Raw genomic sequence first — 19,616 nt, 5'->3', positions numbered from 1 at the left:
TTTGCCTTGTCATTAACCACCGAGGCGTTTGAGCGCCTCCGGAACGTCCTCGATCCGGTCGACCAGGGCGATGCGCGACTCCATCGAGCGCTCCCGGGCCAGCGACTGGAGGAGCGGCCACGTGGGGTGCTTTTCGGTCCAATGCGCCCGGTTCACCAGGACCATGGGCGTGGGCTCGCCACGGGACTCGTAGTAGTTCGGAGTCGCGTTGTCGAAGATTTCCTGCACGGTCCCGGCGGCGCCCGGCAGGAAGACGACGCCCGCGTTCGAGCGGGCCAGCAGGCCGTCCTCGCGGGTCGCGTTGGCGAAGTACTTGGCGATGTGCTCGGCGAAGGCGTTCGGCGGCTCGTGACCGTAGAACCAGGTGGGGATGCCGACCGAGGGACCGCCGGAGGGCCAGCGTTCCCGTATGCCGAAGGCGGCGCGCGCCCAGTCGGTCACCGAAGGGGTGAACGACGGTGCCTTGGCGAGGAGCTGGAGGGACTCGGTGAGCATCCCGTCCTCGAAGGGCGCCGCGTAGGCGCCGAGGTTGGCCGCCTCCATCGCGCCCGGGCCGCCGCCGGTGGCGACGGTGAAACCGGCGCGCGCCAGCTCACGGCCGAGGCGCGCGGCACCCTCGTACGCCTGCGTGCCGCGTGCCATCGCGTGGCCGCCCATCACGCCGACCACCCGGGCGCCGACGAGGAGTTCGTCGAGCGCGTCCGAGACGGAGTCGTCGTGGATCGAGCGCAGCATCGACGCGAATATGTCCCCGTCGGCCTTGGTCTGCTGGAACCAGGCGTACGCGCGGGCGTCCGGCGTCGCCTCATAGCCCGCGTCGAGGGAGTCGAAGAGTTCGTCGGGGGAGTAGAGCAGGCCCCGGTACGGGTCGAAGGGAAGCCCGGGCACGGGCGGGAAGACCATCGCGCCCGCGGCCCTGACCTTCGCCGCCGCCTCGGGTTCCATCAGGCAGCCGAGGAAGACGGCGCCCGCGGTGTCCACGGACAGCAGCTGCGTCGTACGGTCCGTCAGATCGACAGCCTGAACACGGAACTGGACGAGCGAGCCGCCCGCCGAGACGACTTCGTCGAACTCGGCGAGGGACTCGATCTCACGGTCGTGGGATGCGTGGAGAGGTGTCGGCTGCACCCGCTCATGCTAGGCGCGGCGCCCGACGCGGACGTGCGGACCCCTGTACCGCGCGCCCGGCCCGGCCGGGCAGGTGCGCCGCGCCGCGTCCCGGGCCGACCGGGGATCAGCCCTGGACGGCCGCCGGGTCCATCCACATGACCTCCCAGGTGTGGCCGTCCGGGTCGTCGAAGGCCCGGCCGTACATGAAGCCGTGGTCCTGGGTCTCGCCGGTCGCCGTGCCGCCCGCCGCGATCGCGCCGTCGACCAGTTCGTCGACCTTCTCGCGGCTCTCTGCGCTCAGACACAGCAGCACCTCACTGGTCTTCGTCGCGTCCGCGATCTGCTTCTTGGTGAAGTCCGCGTAGCGCTGCCTGCTCAGCATCATCGCGATGATCGTGTCGCTGATCACCACGCAGGCGCAGTCGTCCGTCGTGAACTGCGGATTGATCGTGTAGCCGAGCTCCGTGAAGAACTTCTTCGAGGTGTCGACGTCGGCCACGGGCAGGTTCACGAAGATCATCTGCTGGTACATCTGAGGTCTCCCGTCGGTGATGTGCTGTTCGAAGGGGTAGACCGCGGGGTCGCGCGGAACTCATCGCTCGGCGCGAGTCTTTTCGCACGAGGTTCCGGCGGCCTTCTTTCGGACAAGGTTCACTGGACCAGGGGGAGCGCGGCCAGCTCGGCAACCGCCCAGGTCAGCGGGCCGAACAGGACGAGCAGCGCGCCCACACGCAGGGCCACGGCGCCGCGGAGCATCGCGGCGGGTGCTCCGAGCCGCAGCAGCTGCGCCGTGGTGTCCGCGCGCGCCTGCTTCGCCTCGACGGCCGCTGTCGCCAGGGTCAGCAGCGTGCACCCCGCGACCAGCAGGGCGCCGAGGGTGGTAAGCGGCCCGAAGTCCGGGCGCGCGCCCGCGTACAGCGTCGCCGTCGCGTATCCGCCCGACGCCACCGCGCACACCACGCCGAGCGGCTGCCCGATGCGCCGCGACTCCGCCTGCAGCACCCGCCCGGCGATCAGCCGCAGCGCGCCGGGCCGCACCGCCTGCAGCAGCCGCCCGCACAGATACGTGATCGCCGGACCCGCCAGCGCCAGGCCGACCGCGGTCAGCACCCAGCCGACCAGCACCCCGCCCGGCCCGCCCACGAAACCGCCGGGCAGCGCGAGCCCGGGCGCCGGGCGGCCCGAACGGCTCGCATATGTCTCCACGGCGAGGCCCGCCGCGAGTGCGGCCGCGCCCCAGGGGAGGCCGCTCGGGGTGGACTCAGGGGGCGGGAGCCGACGGTGGGCCGGCTCGAGAACCGGGTTGCGCCGCGCGCGGTTGGATCTGCCGGACCTGTCGGACCTGTCGGACGCGTCGGACGCACCGTAGGGGGTGGGGACGTCGGACCGGTCGTCGGCGGCCGCGTGCCGGTGCGTGAGGGCGGCCGGGCGGAGGTCGGAGGAGTCGTCCTGGTGGGCGTCTGTGGCGGCGTACGCCTCCGCGGTCCAGTGGAAGTCGGAGCCTTCGAGGGCGGCGGCCGTGTCGCGGTCGGTGCCGGAGAGGCCGCGGGTATCGGTGCCCGGGCTTCGGTGGGCATCGGCACCGGCGTACGGTGCCGCGTCCTCCTGAACGCCGGAGCCCTCGCTCCCATGGGTGCCGGAGCGTGCGCCCGGGTCCCCGAGGGCGTCCGTGCCGTCGTACGCCCCCGCGTGTTCGAGGCCGTCGGCGACAGTGGCAGCGTCGGCGGGACCGGACGCGCCGCGACCGCCCCCCACGGGGCGCCCGCCCTCCCGGGTCCCGCGTCCGGCGGCGCGGCGCGTCGCGTTCTGCCGTGCCGTGATCCAGGTGCGGCCGTACGACCGCGTGGCGTCCTGTGGCTTCCCGCCGCGCGGCCGCAGGGCCAGAGCCACGGTCGCGGAGGCCGCGATCGGGACCAGGCTGAGCAGGGTGAGGGTCGCGGGCAGCGGGAGGGACACGTCGGCGGCGAGGAACTCCGCCGCCGCACCGTCGAACGGCATGCCCGTCAGATCGCCGCGCAGCTGCAGGAAGAAGAGCAGCGCCAGCATCGAGCCCAGGGCGGTGGAGAGGGCCGTGGTGACGGCGGAGACGGCCATCAGGCGGCCCGGGCCGAGGCCGATGGCCGAGAGGCCGGGGCGGGGGCGGGTGCCGGGGTCGGTGCGGGCGACCGCGAGCGCGAAGTACACCGTGGCGGCGAGCGGGGCGGCGCACCAGGCCAGGCGCAGGACACTGGCGGCCGAGGCGTCCGGATGCGTCATCGCGTACCCCAGCGTGCACAGCAGCAGGAAGCCGGTGCCCCCGGATGCGGTGGCGACCAGGAGCCGGCGGAGCTGGACAAGGGGCCGGGCCCCGCGGGCTAGACGGAGAGCGAGCACGCGGCCCGGCCTTCCGTCTCGGCGACCGGGGGCAGGTGGACCGTGTTCACACGCCGTCCGTCGAGGAGTGACACCGTGCGGTCGGCGAGCGCCGTGGCCTCCGCGTCGTGTGTGGCGAGGACGACCGTGATGCCGTGCGAGCGGGCCGCCGTGGTGAGCGTGCGCAGCACATGGGCGCGGTCGGCCCGGTGCAGCGGGGCGGTCGGTTCGTCGGCGAAGAGCACGGTCGGGGCGGGGGCCAGGGCGCGGGCGATGGCCACGCGCTGCCGCTCGGCCTGCAGCAGGGCGTGCGGGCGCTTGCGGGCGCAGCCGCCGATGTCGAGGCGCTCCAGCCACTCCAGGGCGGTGGTCTTGGCCGCCTGGCGTCCCCAGCCGCGCAGCATCAGCGGCAGCGCCGTGTTCTCCCAGGCGTTCAGCTCGGGGACCAGGACCGGTGCCGGATCGATCCAGCCGAAGCGGTCGCGGCGCAGCCGTTCGCGGGTCAGCGGGCCCATGGTGTGCACGGGCATGCTGTTGAACCAGACCTCGCCCTGTTGGGGCAGCAGCTGGCCCGACAGGCACTGGAGCAGGGTCGTCTTGCCGCTGCCACGCGGGCCGCCGACGGCCAGGATCTCGCCGTCGCGGATTCCCAGTGAGACACCGCTGAGCGCGGGCGAGCCGTTGTGCTTGACGTGCAGGGCGCGTGCCCAGAGCACGTCGTTGTCCGGCGGGACCACCATCGCGTACACCTCGGTTCAGATCTGATTTGCGCTGCCCGAGCGGCCTCGGGAAGGTCGCTCAGTCCCCCGGTCGGGGGAACGAAGGCAGGGCCGATCGGTCACTGCGCACGCTAGGGAGTCGGGGCCGGGAGGCCGGACAGCACGCGGCCCCGGGCCGCCCATTCTCACTCGAACGGGCGGCACCGGGGCCGGTGTTGGTCAGTCGGCCGGAGGGCCGGAGCTTCCTGGAACGGACTACAGCTTCGTCCACGCCTCCGTCAGCACCTGACGGATGATTCCCTCGATCTCGTCGAAGGTCGACTGGTCGGAGATCAGCGGCGGCGACAGCTGGATGACCGGGTCACCGCGGTCGTCGGCGCGGCAGTAGAGGCCGTACTCGAAGAGCTTCTTGGAGACGAAGCCGTAGAGCACGCGCTCCGACTCCTCGTCCGTGAAGGTCTCCTTGGTGGCCTTGTCCTTCACCAGCTCGATGCCGTAGAAGAAGCCGTTGCCGCGGACGTCACCGACGATCGGCAGGTCGTGCAGCTTCTGGAGCGTCTGGAGGAAGTTCGCCTCGTTGTCCAGGACGTGCTGGTTGAGGCCCTCGCGCTCGAAGATGTCGAGGTTGGTGAGCGCCACGGCCGCGGAGACCGGGTGGCCGCCGAAGGTGTAGCCGTGCAGGAAGGTGTTGTCACCCTTGTAGAACGGCTCGGCGATGCGGTCCGAGACGATGGCGGCACCGATCGGGGAGTAGCCCGAGGTCATGCCCTTGGCGCAGGTGATGATGTCCGGGATGTAGCCGAACTTGTCGCACGCGAACATCGTGCCGAGGCGGCCGAAGGCGCAGATGACCTCGTCGGAGACGAGCAGCACGTCGTACTGGTCGCAGATCTCGCGCACGCGCTGGAAGTAGCCGGGCGGCGGCGGGAAGCAGCCACCGGCGTTCTGCACGGGCTCCAGGAAGACGGCGGCGACGGTCTCCGGGCCCTCGAAGAGGATCTCCTGCTCGATCTGGTCGGCGGCCCAGCGGCCGAAGGCCTCCGGGTCGTCGCCGTGGATCGGGGCGCGGTAGATGTTCGTGTTCGGCACCTTGTGCGCGCCCGGGACCAGCGGCTCGAAGGGGGCCTTCAGGGCCGGCAGGCCGGTGATGGACAGGGCGCCCTGCGGGGTGCCGTGGTAGGCGACCGCACGCGAGATGACCTTGTACTTCGTGTGGTTGCCGGTGAGCTTGTGGTACTGCTTCGCGAGCTTCCACGCGGTCTCGACGGCCTCGCCGCCACCGGTGGTGAAGAAGACCTTGTTCAGGTCGCCGGGGGCGTGGTGCGCGAGGCGCTCCGCCAGCTCGACGGCCTTCGGGTGGGCGTAGGACCACACAGGGAAGAAGGCCAGCTCCTGCGCCTGCTTGAAGGCGGTCTCGGCCAGCTCGGTGCGGCCGTGGCCGGCCTGGACCACGAACAGGCCCGCGAGACCGTCAAGGTACTTCTTGCCCTTGTCGTCGTAGATGTAGGTGCCCTCACCACGGACGATGGTGGGAACGGGCGCGTTCTCGTACGAGGACATGCGGGTGAAGTGCATCCACAAGTGGTCGTACGCGGTCTTGCTGAGGTCCTTGGTGCTCACGGCTATCGGGTTCCCCACATGTAGGTCTGCTTCTTGAGCTTCAGATAGACGAAGCTCTCGGTGGAGCGCACCCCGGGCAGGGCCCGGATGCGTTTGTTGATGACGTCCAGCAGGTGGTCGTCGTCCTCGCAGACGATCTCGGCGAGGATGTCGAACGAGCCCGCGGTCATCACCACGTACTCGACTTCCGACATGGCAGTCAGCGCTTCGGCCACCGGGTCGAGGTCGCCCTCGACATTGATGCCCACCATCGCCTGCCTGCGGAAACCCACGGTGAGTGGGTCCGTGACGGCGACGATCTGCATCACGCCCTGGTCGAGCAGCTTCTGGACGCGCTGGCGCACGGCCGCCTCGGAGAGGCCGACGGCCTTGCCGATCGCGGCGTACGGGCGGCGTCCGTCCTGCTGCAGCTGCTCGATGATGGCGAGGGAGACGGCGTCCAGCTGGGGACTGCCGTTCCTGGACTCGCGGGAGTCCCTGGGGTCTGCGCTTCGACTGGCCACGAGCTCACTGTGCACGACGTCTCGACAGTTCCGCAAGGCCACGGCGATGAAATTCGTTGTTTACGAGGACGTGTCTTGCGGATTTCGCAGTTCTGGGGCGACCGGGGGTGTTGAAAACGTCGGCGCACGGATTAGGGTGGGGTCTCAGGCATCTCAGGTAGTGGACACCTGAGTCGTTGGACATCCGACAGGAGGGCCGGGCAGTGAGCACCGAGCTGCGTCGTCTGCGCAATTACATCGACGGAGAGTTCCGCGATGCCGCCGATGGACGGACCACGGATGTGGTCAACCCCGCGACCGGCGAGGCGTACGCGACCGCGCCGCTCTCCGGACAGGCGGACGTCGACGCCGCGATGGCGGCCGCCGCCGCGGCCTTCCCGGCCTGGCGCGACCAGACCCCGGCCGAGCGCCAGAAGGCTCTCCTGAAGATTGCGGACGCGTTCGAGGAGCGGGCCGAGGAGCTCATCGCGGCCGAGGTGGAGAACACCGGCAAGCCGATCGGGCTGACCCGCTCCGAGGAAATCCCGCCGATGGTGGACCAGATCCGCTTCTTCGCGGGTGCCGCGCGCATGCTCGAGGGCCGCTCGGCCGGCGAGTACATGGAGGGCATGACCTCGATCATCCGCCGCGAGCCGATCGGCGTCTGCGCCCAGGTCGCGCCGTGGAACTACCCGATGATGATGGCCGTATGGAAGTTCGCCCCCGCGCTCGCGGCGGGCAACACGGTCGTCCTCAAGCCCTCGGACACGACGCCCGCCTCCACCGTCCTGATCGCCGACATCATCGGCGGCATCCTCCCCAAGGGCGTCTTCAACGTCATCTGCGGTGACCGCGACACCGGCCGCGCCATGGTCGAGCACCCGACCCCGGCGATGGCGTCGATCACCGGCTCCGTGCGCGCCGGTATGTCGGTCGCCGAGAGCGCCGCCAAGGACGTCAAGCGCGTCCACCTGGAGCTGGGCGGCAAGGCCCCGGTGGTCGTCTTCGAGGACACCGACATCGCCAAGGCCGTCGAGGACATCTCGGTGGCGGGCTTCTTCAACGCCGGCCAGGACTGTACGGCCGCCACCCGCGTCCTCGTCCAGGAGTCCATCCACGACGAGTTCGTCGCCGCGCTCGCCAAGGCCGCCGCCGAGACGAAGACGGGCCGGCCGGACGACGAGGATGTCCTTTACGGGCCCCTCAACAACCCGAACCAGCTCAAGCAGGTCACCGGCTTCATCGAGCGGCTGCCCGCCCACGCCAAGGTCGAGGCCGGTGGCCACCAGGTCGGCGAGAAGGGCTACTTCTACGCCCCGACCGTCGTCTCGGGCCTCAAGCAGGACGACGAGATCATCCAGAACGAGGTCTTCGGCCCGGTCATCACCGTCCAGTCCTTCTCGGACGAGGCCCAGGCCATCGAGTGGGCCAACGGCGTCGACTACGCCCTCGCCTCCTCGGTGTGGACCAAGGACCACGGCCGCGCGATGCGCCTGTCGAAGTCGCTCGACTTCGGCTGCGTGTGGATCAACACCCACATCCCGCTGGTCGCCGAGATGCCGCACGGCGGCTTCAAGAAGTCCGGCTACGGCAAGGACCTGTCGGCGTACGGCTTCGACGACTACACGCGCATCAAGCACGTGATGACGTCGCTGGACGCCTAGTCCGTACGACGTGAATCGCGCGGCCCCGGACGGGAGTTGAACCCGTCCGGGGCCGCGGTTTCCGTTCAGGTAGGCGGCTCGGGGTGCTTGGACGACACGGGCGCCGCGGACGTCACCGTCGACGGGCCGGACGCCGTGGCTGCCGACGCGCCGACCGTGACTGCCCGGCCGTCACCGTCGCACACCGTGGCAGGGTCGAGGCGTGGCCCCTCGCGGAGGGTGGGCTGAGTGTGAAGGTCACGCTCCCTAGTGCCGACTCATGCGCCACCGGTCGCCACGGGGCGCCGTACGGCCTGATCGGACCTCTGCCGACTGATCGACAGGGTGTCGGGTCGGGGGGCGACCGGTCGACGCAGCGTCCATTGTCCGGCCACGGGCGGTGACGGCATGCTGCCCGGGTGCCAGTGAATCGGAAGACCTCACCCCTGTCCCGCCGGTCCCTGCTGCGCGCCCTCGGCGGTGGTGCCGTGCTCGGCGCCCTGGCCGGATGCGGGGTGCCCGCCGCCTATGTGTCACCCGGCGACCGGGCCGGGGCCGATCTCTCCGCCCGCGACAAGCGGCTGACATGGGCGAACTGGCCGCTGTACATCGACACCGACGACAACGACACCACGAAGCGGCCCACCCTGGAGGCCTTCGAGAAGCGCACCGGGATCTCCGTCGACTACGTCGAGGAGATCAATGACAACGACGAGTTCTTCGGGAAGATCAGCCCGTCCCTGATGAACCATCAGCGGACGGGTCGCGATCTGATCGTCATCAGCGACTGGATGTGTGCGCGCTTCGTCCGCCTCGGCTGGGTCCAGGAGATGGACCGGGCCAGGCAGCCCAACGTCACCAAGTACCTTGACCCGCTGCTGCGTTCGCCCGCTTTCGACCCGGGACGCAAATCCTCCGTGCCGTGGCAGTCGGGCATCACCGGTATCGCGTACAACCGCCGCAAGGTCGGCCGCGAGATCAAGCACGTGTCCGACCTGTGGGCCGACGACCTCAAGGGCAGGGTCACCCTTCTCTCCGGCCTGGACGAGGTGTTCGCGTTGCTGATGCAGGGCAACGGCGTCGACATCACCAAGTGGACGGCGGACGACTTCGACCAGGTCTGCGACCAGGTCGAGAAGCATGTCCGCAGCGGCCAAGTCCGGCGCTTCACCGGCAACGACTACATCAAGGACCTCTCCAGTGGCGATGTCCTGGCCTGCCAGGCGTACTCCGGCGACGTGATCCAGCTCCAGGCCGACGACCCCGACATCCGCTTCGTCGTCCCCGAGGAGGGCGCCGAGCTGTGGGCCGAGTCGCTGATGATCCCCAACCTGGCCCGCCACAAGGCCAACGCGGAGAAGCTCATCGACTACTACTACGAGCCGGAGGTCGCCGCCGAGCTGGCCGCCTGGGTCAACTACGTCTGCCCCGTCCCCGCGGCGCAGGACGTCCTCGCCTCCTCCAAGGACAAGGACACCGCCGCCCTCGCCGAGGACCCGCTGATCTTCCCCGACGCCACCATGCGGAAGCGCCTCGCGATCGCCCGCGACATCACGTCCGGCGAACGCACGGAGTTCGCGAAGCGCTGGAACGCGATCGCGGGGCTCTGACAGTCCTGTCGTGATGTGTGTGACGAGGACTTCTGGTCGGCACTCAAGATGTCAAGCCGGAGATGTGCTCGGCCGGCAGGGGGCCTGCGGTGAGGTCCATGCCGCCGATGCGGCCGCCGAGGGCGAGGATCGTCTTCGTTTTTCGCGCCGGTCACGGATTCACTCCTACTTGAGGCCGCTGAGCATGACGCCGCGGATGTAGTGCTTCTGCAGCAGCAGGAAGAGGATCAGCACCGGCAGGATGCTCAGGACGAGGCCCGCCATGACGATGGGCATCGTGCGGGTCGGGTCGACGTAGTCCTGCAGGAGCTGGATGCCGACGGGCAGGGTCATCACGTCCGGGTCGGCGGTCGAGACGAGCAGCGCCCAGATGTACTCGTTCCAGGCGTCGACGAAGGTCAGCAGCCCGAGCGTCACCAGCACCGGCTTGGTCTGCGGCACCACGATCCGCCACCACACGGCGAACTCACCGGCCCCGTCGATGCGCGCGGCCTCGAGGACCTCGTCCGGGATCGAGACCATGAACTGGCGCATCAGGAAGATCCCGAAGCCGTTGACGAGGAACGGCATGGCGAGCGCCGCGATGCTGACGGTCAGGCCCGCGCCGCCGCGCCCGAACAGGTCGTTGCCGCCCGCCAGCGGCCAGTGCACGAGGATCAGGAAGTGCGGGATGAAGAAGAGGAACGGGGGGAACATCATCGTCGACAGCACGAGGCGGAAGATGAAGTTCCGGCCGGGGAAGCGGAGTTTGGCGAGCGCATAGCCGGCGAGTGACGACGTGAGCAGCACCGATCCGGTGATCAGGGCGGTGGCGGTGACGCTGTTGCGGAAGAGCACCGGCAGATCGAGCTGGTCGATCGCCGCCCGGTAGTTGGACAGGTCGAGCGCCTTGGGCAGAAACCGGTACGGCAGCGTGCCGGACTCGCCGGGCCCCTTGAAGGACGTCATCACCATGTCGAGGAACGGCACCACCGTGAGCACGGCACCGGTCACGACCAGCAGATACGAGAACCACGGGAAACGGCGGCGGATCATGCGTCCTCCCCTTTGCGCCGGAAGATCCACAACTGCACCAGGGTGACCGCGAGGACCACCACGAACAGCACGAAGGCGGCGGCGCTCGCAGTGCCCCAGTCGCCGTACGAGAAGGCCTGCCGGTACATCTCCAGCGCGGCCACATTGGTCGCGTCACCCGGCCCGCCCTTGGTCATCACGATGATCAGTGCGAACGACTGCAGGCCGGTGAGGAACTGGGTGATGCACACGAACAGCAGGGACGGCCGCAGCAGCGGCAGTGTGATCTTCCAGAAGACGGTGACGGGGCCGGCGCCGTCGAGCGCGGCGGCCTCGTAGTACGACTGGGGAATGGACTTCAGCCCGGCGGTCAGGATGAGGATCGCCGAGCCGACCGAGGCCCAGGCCTGTACGACCACGACCGAGGGCAGCGCGGTGTCCGGGTCCTGGAGAAACGCCACCGAGCCGAGCCCGAGGGCGTTGAGGACGCCGTTGACCAGGCCGCCCGGCTCGTACATGTACTTCCATACGTTGCCGACGGCGACGACGGTCGTGACGATCGGCAGGAAGTACAGGGTGCGCCACAGCCCCTGGAACCGCAGGTTGTCGATGCAGGTGGCGACCACCAGGGAGCCGGCGAGGGCGAGGGCCACGGTGCCCAGGGCGAACAGCAGCGTATTGGTGAGGATCGGCGCCAGGAACGTCGATCCCTCCGCGAAGAGGCCGGTGAAGTTCTCCAGGCCGACCGGATCGATGTCGCCGAGGTCGAACCCCGCCCAGCGGGACATCGACAGCAGCAGCGCGAAGCCGAGCGGCAGGATCAGGAAGACCGCGAAGAACAGCAGCGTCGGCGCCAGGAAGAGATAGGCGACGACGGCCTGGCGGCGCCGGGTCCGGACGCGGCCGTCGACCGCGGACGCGGCCGACCGCGGGCTGTGCGCCCGCTCGGTCGTCTCCGGCGCCAGGACGTTCACCATGAGCGCGACACCTCCTGATCGACCTGACGACGGGTGGCGCGCAGTGCCTCGTCGACCGACTGCTGACCGGTCCACAACGCCTCGATGTTCTTGCGCAGCAGCGACTTGGCCTGCTGCGCGCCCGGCACATTCGGCTCCGGCACCGCGTACGCCAGCGCGTCCAGGAACGGGCGCATGTTCGGATCACTGCCCTGGCCGAGGAGCGTCCGCATGTCGTCGGCGCGGCCGGTCAGGGAGCCGACCGACACCTGCAGGGAGCTCATCCGGGTCGCTGTCGCGCCCTTCTCGGCGCTCTTCACGCCCACCTTCTCGGTGTTGAGCCAGCGCAGGAACTCCCAGGCCTCGCGGGGGTGCTCACTGGCCGTGTTGACCCCCAGCATGAAGCCGGTGGAGAGCGTGGCGCGCTCGTCCTGCGCCTCGGGAACGGGCAGCGGCGCGACGCCGACATCGCGGTAGTCCTTGCCCATCTGGGCCTTCAGGCTCCCGGTCCACCAGCCGGCGCTGACCACCATGGCCACCTGCCCGGACTGGAACGCCTTGTAGACGTTGACGCCGGGCGCGCTCGCGCCTTTGACGACGAGGCGGTGTTCCAGGTCGAACACGGCCCGGCCGGCAGGCGAGTCGATGGCGGTGCTCCTGCCGTCCGCGGAGACGAACCTTCCGCCGGCGGCGTTGAGCAGGGCGAGCGTCTGGCCGACGGTGGTGGAGTCGTCGTAGGTCGACAGCCCGAATCCCTGGACCAGCGTGTTGCCGTACCGGTCCCGCTCGGCGGTGCGGTAGGCCGTCTCCTCCAGCTCCCGCCAGGTGCGCGGAGGGCCGTCGATGCCTGCCTCGCGCAACAGCCGCTTGTTGTAGTAAAGGGCGTACGTCTGCACCTCGGTGGGGTAGCCGTAGATCTTGCCCCCCACCGACGAGGCGCCGACCGCGGCCCCGCCGAAGCCGCGTGTGATCTCCTCGGCGTGCTCGGACGGGGCGGGCCGCAGGACGCCTGCCCGGACGAGCTGGCCGTTCCACAGGCAGTACGGGTGGATGATGTCGGCGCCCTGGCCCGCGGCCTGCCGGACCATGAACGTGGTCAGCAGGTCCGTGAACTCGACGGCCGTCGTCCGTACCTTGACCCGGTCGTGCAGGGCGTTCCACTCGTCGACCGGGCCCTGCAGGGCCTCCTTGAGCTCCCCGCTCGCGTAGTGGGAGAGCAGGGTGAGGACGATCGGATCCCCGGGCCGCCCGGTGCCCTGGTGCGGCGCGGCGCAGCCGGAGGCGAGCAGGGCCGAGGGGAGCGCGAGCGCGAAGTGACGGCGGCTCAGGCCGAGGGTGCGGCACGGTGGCTGACCGGGACTCAGGTCGCTGGCGCGGCAGGATGGCTGACCGGGGCTCAGACCACCCATGCGGCGTGACGGCGTCATCGGGCGGCCTCCCGGCGCATCACGCGGAACACCCGGGTCGTGGTGAAACCGGTCTTGCGGTACAGGTGGCCCGCCGAGGACTGCTCGCTGGTCCACAGGAACCACGCGGAGTGCGCACGGCGCGCCCGCATCCGCTCCAGGACCAGGTGGAGCAGGACGTGGCCGAGTCCTGTACCGCGCATCTCCTCCAGCACGCCGAACGGACCGAACCGCTCGTCCACCGAATCGAACGCGCCGTGCATCGCCCAGCCGACCAGGCGGCCCGAAGGGTCCCGGGCCACGACGATCCGGTCGAGCGGCGTGCCAGCGGCCAGACAGTCCCGGATCGTGCACGCCCAGTCCGGGCCGAAGTGGTTCCCGGCGAGCGCGAACAGGTCCACCAGGTCGTCGTCGCACGGGGTGGCGAATCGGTAGCCCCGCGCCGTCAGTTCGGCCGAGCGGCGCGCGACCTCCTCCGGGATGCGATAGCCGACCAGGCCGCGGTCCATCGCCGCCGCCTCGTACAGAGTGCGAAAGCCCAGGGACTCCAGGAGCCGGGCCGCTTCCGGGTACGCCTTGGCGTCCAGGCCGGGGAGGACGTAGTTCGGGGTGTACGAGGAGAAGTCCACCCGGGTGCGGCCGTGGCTGTGCAGCCAGTCGAGGGTCTCGGTCAGCAGCCGGCGGCCGAGGCCGCGCCCGCGGGTGGCCGGGTCGACGAAGAAGAACGGGATCCACCCCTGCTCCGGCTCCAGGTCGGTGCCGGTCATCGGCGTCAGACGGCGTACCGCGTAGGCGGCGCCGACGACACGGTCGCCGTCGACGGCGACCCGAAGCCCCTCGGGATCGAAGTTGGCGTCGAGCAGGACCAGGGAGCGGAAGCGGTCCGGGGTGATGGAGTCGGCCGGCGCACTACGGCGCCACGCCTCCACCAACCGCGGGCCGTCGCCCGCGCGAAAGCCACGCGTCTCGGCCCGGGATTTCGTCGTGCGATCGGTCATCGACGGGGTTGTCCTTCCATCCGCAGGCCGCGGACGGCGTCGAACGTCGCCCGCAGCGCTGCCTCGGTCTGGTGCGGGGTGCGCTGTGCCACGGCGGTCGGGACGCAGTCGACGAGGGCGAGTCGGGCGATGCGACCGGCCATCTCGCCCGAGCGCAGTCCCCCTTCGCGCAGCACCGTGGTGAGGACGGCGTCCGCGGCGTAGGCGACGGCGCTGTGCGCGGCGTCGGGGCAGAAGATCTCAGGGGTAGAGCAGCACGTCGTCGCCGGCCCATCGGGCGGGCGGCGCCGGCGGATCGCACAGCGGCAGCGGGTCTTCGTCCGCGTCGACGGTGCGCCGCAACCGGTCGGACCCCCACAGCAGGTCGATGAAGTGACGGTGGCCGGTCCGCTCCGCGCCGCGGTCCGCGGTGAGCCAGGCGAAGTCGTCCGGGTACAGCCGCCGTAGCGTGGCGAGCATCGCGACGGCTGTACGTACGGGAGCGAACACCTCGCGGTCGGTGATGTGGAGCTGGACCCCGCGCAGCGGCCGTCCGGCGTGTTTGTGGAAGGTCGGTACGTACCGCAGATCACGGAAGTGCACTCCGGGCAGGGCGAGTTCGGCGAGTGAGGGCGCGAACCGCGCGTCGATGTACGGGGCCCCGACGATCTCGAAGGGCTGCGTCGTACCACGGCCCTCCGAGAGATTCGTCCCCTCGAACAGGCAGGTGCCGGGGTAGACGGTGGCAGTGGCGGGCGTCGGCATGTTCGGCGAGGGCGCGACCCACGGCAGGCCGGTGGCGTTCGCGTCCATGGCGCGCTGCCAGCCGACAGCCTCGACCATCGTCAAGTTTGCTGAATTGCCCGCCACTTGGGGAACGACCGAGGCATTGAGATGCCGGGCGAGTTCGCCGCAGGTGAGGCCGTGCCGGACGGGTATCGGGGCGCGCCCGATGAAGCTGGCCCACGCCGGGTCGAGCAGTGGGCCCTCGCTGACGAGTCCACCCAGGGGATTCGGCCGGTCCGCGACCACGAACCGTACGCCCGTGCGGGCCGCGGCGACCATCAGATCGAACATGGTCCACACGTAGGTGTAGAACCTGGCCCCGATGTCCTGCAGGTCGAACACCAGGGCGTCGACGCCGCTGCCGAGCAGCAGTTTGTCGAGGCGCTTGCCACTGCACCGGTATGTGTCGTGGACCGGCAGGCCGGTGGTGGGGTCCGCCTGAGCGGCCTCGCTCTCGCCGGCCTGTTCGGTCCCGTGCAGCCCGTGCTCGGGCCCGAACAGGGCGACCAGCCGCGCGCCCGCCTCGAGCAGCGCGGGCGCGGCCGGGCGCAGGTCGGGGAGGACGCCGGTGTGGTTGGTCACCAGCCCGAGCCGGCCGGGCCCGGCGAGTCCGGGCGACGCGTGCAGTCGTGCGATCCCGGTCGTCACCGCGACGCGGTCGTCCGTTCTCATCCTTTGCCCCCGTCTGCCGGTGACATCTCGAAGCGGCAGCTGGAAATTTACTGGTATGTCCGAGAATTATGCAATTACTCACCACCAGTTCATGCCGAAGGCGGCCGCGGGATCGCTCGCGGCGGCCGGAGCGGCGCGGCGGCGAGAAGAGCGCCGGCACGCCTCCAAGCGGAAGCTGCCGGCGGTGCCCCTCACCCTGGGCTCGAACGGCGGGGAGCACGTCGAGCCGGACAGCCCATGAGCATGCCTTCGTTGTCGATGACCGGCAGCCGCTTGACCTGGCGTTGGGCCATGATGCGCGCGGCCTGGGCAAGGGTGGAGTCGCCGTGCACCGTGACGGCCGGGGACGACATCAGCTCCGTGGCGGTCACCGCCCCCGCCTTGGCGAGGTCGGACAGGCGGCGCAAGGGTTCCGCCCTCCCGCGCCCGTCGCGGGTCCGTTGGGCCGATCGGCCTCCTCCGGGGACCTGCGGCCCCTGCACCACGAGCCCCCACGGCACGACGCTGGAATCGGATTCCCCGATTCAGGAGGTGGAGACCATGCTCCGAACCGTCACCGTAGGTCTCGACGGCTCGCCCGAGAGCCGGGCCGCTGCCGAATGGGCGGCCCGTGAGGCGAAGCTCCGCGGACTGCCGTTGAAGGTGGTCCATGTCTGGGAGCCCCTACCGGAGCCCATGGCGCAGGCGCCGCTCCTCGGAGCCGAGACGCAGCAGCACTGGAGCGAGCGAAGCGAGATGGGGGCACCCCCGGCCGAAGGCTGGGGGAGGATCCCTCGCGAAGCGGCCGACGGAATCCGGATGCGCCACCCAGGGGTCGAAGTAGTCATGGAGCAACTCTCGGGGCGGCCCGCAGAGGTGCTGCCGTGCGCCGCGAAGGACGCCGAGCTGCTGGTTCTCGGCTCCCGCGGAATGAGCGGAGCGGGCGGTTTCATGGTCGGCTCCGTCGGCCTGGCCGTCGTGGCACACGCCGAGCGCCCCGTCGTCCTCGTGCGTGCCGGGGAGCAGGCCGCCGACGAGCACACGGTGGATCCGGCCGGCGTCCCGTCCGCCGCGGCCCCCTTCCGGCCGGTCGTGCTGGGACTCGACTCCGCGGACCCCGACGGCTCATTGATCGGCTTCGCCTTCGAAGCGGCCCTCCTGCGCGGTACGTCTCTGCGTGTTGTGCACGGCTGGAACGAGCCGCCCTACATCGCGTACGGCATGCCCCCGGACCTCGAAATGAACGCTCACATCGCCGCGGAGGAAGCCGCCGCGGTGAGCGAAGCGGTGCGGCCGTGGCGGCAGAAGTACCCCGCGGTGGACGTCGCCGAGGACTCGCTGTCCGGCAAGGCGGCCCACCACCTGGTGGATGCCTCCCGCGAGGCCTCCCTGGTCGTCGTCGGTCGCCGCGTCCGCCGTTCGCCCGTGGGTGCGCACATCGGGCCCGTCACACACGCTGTACTGCACCACGCCTGCGCCCCCGTCGCCGTCGTCCCGCACGAGTGATCACCGAGGAGACCCATCCCCCACCGGCGCTGAGCACTACCGCAGCCGAGCATCCGGCCGTCGAGCTGCGCCGAAGGGCGGCCGAGGGTACCGCCCGCCGGGTCCTGCCGGACGCCTCGTCCGGCGCCGACCTGCTGGTCGTCGGCGCGCGGCGCCGCGAGGGACACATCGGACGTCAACTCGGCCGGGTCGCGCACCCGGTCCTGCATCACTCCGCCTGCCCGGTCGCGGTCGTACCGGAACGGGCATGAGCCGTCCAGAGGCCCGCCGCGTAATCGGGGACGTACGTCTGCAGATCACGTGACGGCCGCACGTAGCCGGTCGACGGCGGCCGTGGCGGCAGCTCCAGAACCGGCGGCGGCACCTCCTCGTAGGGAACGGAGCCGAGCAGATGGGCGATCATGTTCAGCCGGGCCCGGCGCTTGTCGTCGCTCTCGACGACGAACCACGGGGCCTCCGAGATGTCGGTGTGCACCAGCATCTCGTCCTTCGCCCGGGAGTACGCCTCCCAGCGGGTGATCGACTCCAGGTCCATCGGAGAGAGCTTCCAGCGCCGCGTCGGATCCTTCAGCCGTCGCCGGAACCGCTTCTGCTGCTCCGCGTCGCTCACCGAGAACCAGTACTTGCGCAGCAGGATGCCCTCCTCGACCAGCATGCGTTCGAAGATCGGGCACTGGCGCAGAAAGAGCTGGTGCTCCTCCTTGGTGCAGAAGCCCATCACATGCTCGACCCCTGCGCGGTTGTACCAGCTGCGGTCGAACAACACGATCTCCCCGGCGGCCGGGAGATGCTCGACGTACCGCTGGAAGTACCACTGCGTGCGCTCGCGCTCGGTCGGCTTGGGCAGCGCCACCGTCCGGGCGATCCGCGGGTTGAGATGTTCCGAGACGCGTTTGATCGTGCCGCCCTTGCCCGCCGCGTCCCGTCCCTCGAAGACCACCACGAGCCGGGCGCCCTCGGCTCGTACCCATTCCTGAAGCTTCACCAGCTCGGTCTGCAGACGCAGCAGCTCCCGCTCGTACGCCGCGCGCGGCAATGTCGCCGCCTTCTTGCCGGCCATGCCGCCTCCTCCGCCCGATGACCACGGAGTCACCATGCCCAAGGTCGAACACCAGGACAGCACCGTACTGACCGATGCGGAACTGCGCACCCTGGACGCCCACTGTCGGGCCGCCAACTACCTTGCCGTGGGCCAGGTCCACCCGCCGGCCCATCCGATCCGGTGGCGCACGACCGATGAGCAAGAAGCGGCGCCGCAACGGTGTATCCGGCACGTTGCGGGGTACGGCGGCCGTGGTCTTCGACACCGACGGTGGCATCACCGACTCCGCGCGGGTGCACGCCGCCGCCTGGAAGGCGGCCTTCCACGCCTTTCCCGGCCTGCGTCCCTTCGACGCGCCGGGCGACTACGAGGAACTCGGCGGCCTGGTGATGTCCGCGCGGGACGGTTTCCTGGGGGCCGCGCTGAACACGGCGGAGCCGGTGGTCAGCACCGACATACGGCGCGATGCCCGCACGGGTGAGGGCGAGACCCAGTGGGCGGGGCTCGGATCCGTGGTCGCGGTGCCCCTCGGCACCAGCGGCAAGGCGCGTGGTGTGCTCCTGCTGGGCCGTGCGCCGGGTGGCAGGCCGTTCGGCGACGTGGACACCGGACCGCTGCTCGGCTTCGCCGATCAGGCGGCCCTGGCGCTGGAGCTGGCCGAACGGCGCCGGGACGCGGAGCAGATCACGCTGCTCCAGGACCGGGACCGCATCGCCCGCGACCTGCACGACCTTGCCATCCAGCGGCTCTTCGCGGCCGGCATGACCCTGCAGAGTGCGCAGCCCTTCATGGAGCATCCCGAGGGCATGGCTCGCCTGGCACGGACCGTCGACGACCTCGACGACACCATCAAGATCATTCGTTCCACGATTTTCGGCCTCCGCGCGCACGGATCGGGCACGAGGGAGGGGAGCGGCCTGCGCGGACGGGTGTCCGAGGCAGTGAAGGCCTCGACCACATCGCTCGGGTTCCCGCCCGCGCTGCGGATCGAGGGACTCGTCGAGACCGACGTTCCCGGCGAGGTCGCGGATCATGCCCTCGCGGTGCTGGGCGAGGCGCTGAGCAATGCCGCCCGGCACTCCGGAGCACAAGCCGTGGACGTCCGACTCCAGTGCACCGGCGGTGAGTTGACGCTCACCGTGACGGACGATGGCTGCGGGGTGCCCGGTGACGTCCGACGCAGCGGTCTGAACAACCTGGAGGAGCGTGCCGTCACTCTCGGAGGCACGCTGACGCTCGGCGAACGGCCGGAGGGCGGCGGCACACGGCTCGTCTGGCGCGTTCCCGTGAGCTCGGACGGCGACGTGGCCGGACGCTGACCGGCGAAGCCCGCGGACGTGGCCGCGGTCCGCGGCCGGGAGGACTCATCGCGTCGGGTGGTCGGTGGCCTCGGAGTGTTCGAGATGGCTGGCCAGTACCGCAGCCTGGACGCGGCGCTGGACGCCCAGTTTGGCCAGCAGCCGGGAGATGTGGTTCTTGACCGTCTTCTCGGACAAGTAGAGCTTCTTGCCGATCTCGCGGTTGGTGAGTCCGTCCCCGATCAGCGCGAGGATGTCCCGCTCGCGGGGCGACAGACTGGCGAGCTCGGGCGCCACGGCCGGTGTCTCGGCGGGGTCCGCGCGCAGGGAGCGCATCAGCCGGGCGGTCGTCGTGGGGTCCAGCATCGACTGACCGGAAGCGACCGTGCGTACTGCCGAGACCAGGTCGGAGCCCTTGATCTGTTTGAGCACATACCCCGAGGC

19 protein-coding genes and 1 pseudogene are annotated in these 19,616 nt (G+C 70.4%); 5 read left to right on the top strand and 15 right to left on the bottom strand.

What is annotated here, in order from left to right; all coding sequences use genetic code 11:
• Positions 1–12: 12 nt before the first annotated feature.
• From ACIBK0_RS18795 to ACIBK0_RS18770, 6 genes are all read right to left on the bottom strand, one after another.
• Positions 13–1,128: an LOG family protein gene (locus ACIBK0_RS18795; protein WP_399080998.1), complete on the bottom strand. Its 1,116-nt coding sequence runs from the start codon at positions 1,126–1,128 to the stop codon at positions 13–15.
• 106 nt (positions 1,129–1,234) lie between these two features.
• A complete protein-coding gene (locus ACIBK0_RS18790; RefSeq protein WP_399080996.1) occupies positions 1,235–1,642 on the bottom strand; it encodes a VOC family protein in 408 nt (135 codons plus the stop codon).
• Positions 1,643–1,761: 119 nt separating this feature from the next.
• Complete coding sequence (locus ACIBK0_RS18785; RefSeq protein WP_399080994.1) at positions 1,762–3,483, bottom strand: hypothetical protein; 1,722 nt, start codon at positions 3,481–3,483, stop codon at positions 1,762–1,764.
• The gene (locus ACIBK0_RS18780) at positions 3,465–4,202 is read right to left on the bottom strand and encodes an ABC transporter ATP-binding protein (RefSeq protein ID WP_399080992.1); all 738 of its coding nucleotides are present in this window, start codon (positions 4,200–4,202) and stop codon (positions 3,465–3,467) included. The genes ACIBK0_RS18785 and ACIBK0_RS18780 overlap by 19 nt, the downstream gene beginning before the upstream one ends.
• Positions 4,203–4,436: 234 nt before the next feature.
• Positions 4,437–5,819 carry an aspartate aminotransferase family protein gene (locus tag ACIBK0_RS18775; RefSeq protein ID WP_399080990.1) on the bottom strand — a complete coding sequence of 461 codons (1,383 nt, stop codon included), beginning with the start codon at positions 5,817–5,819 and terminating at the stop codon, positions 4,437–4,439.
• Complete coding sequence (locus tag ACIBK0_RS18770; protein ID WP_399080988.1) at positions 5,804–6,319, bottom strand: Lrp/AsnC family transcriptional regulator; 516 nt, start codon at positions 6,317–6,319, stop codon at positions 5,804–5,806. The genes ACIBK0_RS18775 and ACIBK0_RS18770 overlap by 16 nt, the downstream gene beginning before the upstream one ends.
• A 188-nt stretch (positions 6,320–6,507) precedes the next feature.
• On the opposite strand from ACIBK0_RS18770, the gene ACIBK0_RS18765 reads away from it, so the two are divergent.
• Both ACIBK0_RS18765 and ACIBK0_RS18760 read left to right on the top strand, forming a co-directional pair.
• The gene (locus ACIBK0_RS18765; protein WP_399080985.1) at positions 6,508–7,947 is read left to right on the top strand and encodes a gamma-aminobutyraldehyde dehydrogenase; all 1,440 of its coding nucleotides are present in this window, start codon (positions 6,508–6,510) and stop codon (positions 7,945–7,947) included.
• Between the two features lie 398 nt (positions 7,948–8,345).
• Positions 8,346–9,536, top strand: coding sequence for a PotD/PotF family extracellular solute-binding protein (locus ACIBK0_RS18760; RefSeq protein ID WP_399080983.1), 1,191 nt, complete (start codon positions 8,346–8,348; stop codon positions 9,534–9,536).
• A gap of 165 nt (positions 9,537–9,701) precedes the next feature.
• On the opposite strand, the gene ACIBK0_RS18755 is transcribed toward ACIBK0_RS18760, so the two are convergent.
• The 7 genes and pseudogenes from ACIBK0_RS18755 to ACIBK0_RS18725 form a co-directional block, all read right to left on the bottom strand.
• The gene (locus tag ACIBK0_RS18755; protein ID WP_399080981.1) at positions 9,702–10,571 is read right to left on the bottom strand and encodes a carbohydrate ABC transporter permease; all 870 of its coding nucleotides are present in this window, start codon (positions 10,569–10,571) and stop codon (positions 9,702–9,704) included.
• A complete protein-coding gene (locus ACIBK0_RS18750) occupies positions 10,568–11,527 on the bottom strand; it encodes a carbohydrate ABC transporter permease (protein ID WP_399080978.1) in 960 nt (319 codons plus the stop codon). Before ACIBK0_RS18750 ends, ACIBK0_RS18755 begins: the two co-directional genes overlap by 4 nt.
• On the bottom strand, positions 11,521–12,933 hold the full coding sequence (locus tag ACIBK0_RS18745) for an ABC transporter substrate-binding protein (protein ID WP_399080976.1): 1,413 nt from the start codon (positions 12,931–12,933) through the stop codon (positions 11,521–11,523). The genes ACIBK0_RS18750 and ACIBK0_RS18745 overlap by 7 nt, the downstream gene beginning before the upstream one ends.
• Positions 12,930–13,910 (bottom strand): GNAT family N-acetyltransferase, encoded by a 981-nt coding sequence (locus ACIBK0_RS18740; protein ID WP_399080974.1) that lies wholly within the window; start codon positions 13,908–13,910, stop codon positions 12,930–12,932. The genes ACIBK0_RS18745 and ACIBK0_RS18740 overlap by 4 nt, the downstream gene beginning before the upstream one ends.
• Positions 13,907–14,086 (bottom strand): hypothetical protein, encoded by a 180-nt coding sequence (locus tag ACIBK0_RS18735; RefSeq protein ID WP_399080972.1) that lies wholly within the window; start codon positions 14,084–14,086, stop codon positions 13,907–13,909. The genes ACIBK0_RS18740 and ACIBK0_RS18735 overlap by 4 nt, the downstream gene beginning before the upstream one ends.
• A 64-nt stretch (positions 14,087–14,150) precedes the next feature.
• On the bottom strand, positions 14,151–15,347 hold the full coding sequence (locus ACIBK0_RS18730; protein ID WP_399080970.1) for an exo-beta-N-acetylmuramidase NamZ domain-containing protein: 1,197 nt from the start codon (positions 15,345–15,347) through the stop codon (positions 14,151–14,153).
• A 221-nt stretch (positions 15,348–15,568) separates the two neighbouring features.
• Positions 15,569–15,766 (bottom strand): annotated as a pseudogene (locus ACIBK0_RS18725) (CBS domain-containing protein); the annotation flags it as partial.
• 121 nt (positions 15,767–15,887) lie between these two features.
• Here ACIBK0_RS18725 and ACIBK0_RS18720 point away from each other — a divergent pair.
• Both ACIBK0_RS18720 and ACIBK0_RS18715 read left to right on the top strand, forming a co-directional pair.
• Positions 15,888–16,832 carry a universal stress protein gene (locus tag ACIBK0_RS18720; protein WP_399080968.1) on the top strand — a complete coding sequence of 315 codons (945 nt, stop codon included), beginning with the start codon at positions 15,888–15,890 and terminating at the stop codon, positions 16,830–16,832.
• Positions 16,829–17,083, top strand: coding sequence for a universal stress protein (locus ACIBK0_RS18715; RefSeq protein WP_399080966.1), 255 nt, complete (start codon positions 16,829–16,831; stop codon positions 17,081–17,083). Before ACIBK0_RS18720 ends, ACIBK0_RS18715 begins: the two co-directional genes overlap by 4 nt.
• Here ACIBK0_RS18715 and ppk2 read toward each other — a convergent pair.
• A complete protein-coding gene (gene ppk2, locus ACIBK0_RS18710) occupies positions 17,041–17,892 on the bottom strand; it encodes a polyphosphate kinase 2 (protein WP_399080964.1) in 852 nt (283 codons plus the stop codon). The genes ACIBK0_RS18715 and ppk2 overlap by 43 nt on opposite strands.
• 176 nt (positions 17,893–18,068) lie before the next feature.
• Here ppk2 and ACIBK0_RS18705 point away from each other — a divergent pair, with 176 nt between their 5' ends.
• Positions 18,069–19,193 (top strand): GAF domain-containing sensor histidine kinase, encoded by a 1,125-nt coding sequence (locus ACIBK0_RS18705; protein WP_399080962.1) that lies wholly within the window; start codon positions 18,069–18,071, stop codon positions 19,191–19,193.
• A 45-nt stretch (positions 19,194–19,238) separates the two neighbouring features.
• Here ACIBK0_RS18705 and ACIBK0_RS18700 read toward each other — a convergent pair.
• Positions 19,239–19,616: LuxR C-terminal-related transcriptional regulator (locus tag ACIBK0_RS18700; RefSeq protein ID WP_399080960.1), on the bottom strand; the 378-nt coding region annotated here is incomplete at its 5' end.

Origin of the sequence: Streptomyces sp. NPDC050564 (assembly GCF_044457265.1) — a bacterium.
GTDB lineage: Bacteria > Actinomycetota > Actinomycetes > Streptomycetales > Streptomycetaceae > Streptomyces.
Note: the sequence above shows the minus strand (reverse complement) of the source record. Positions and strands in the feature narration are given on the sequence as shown.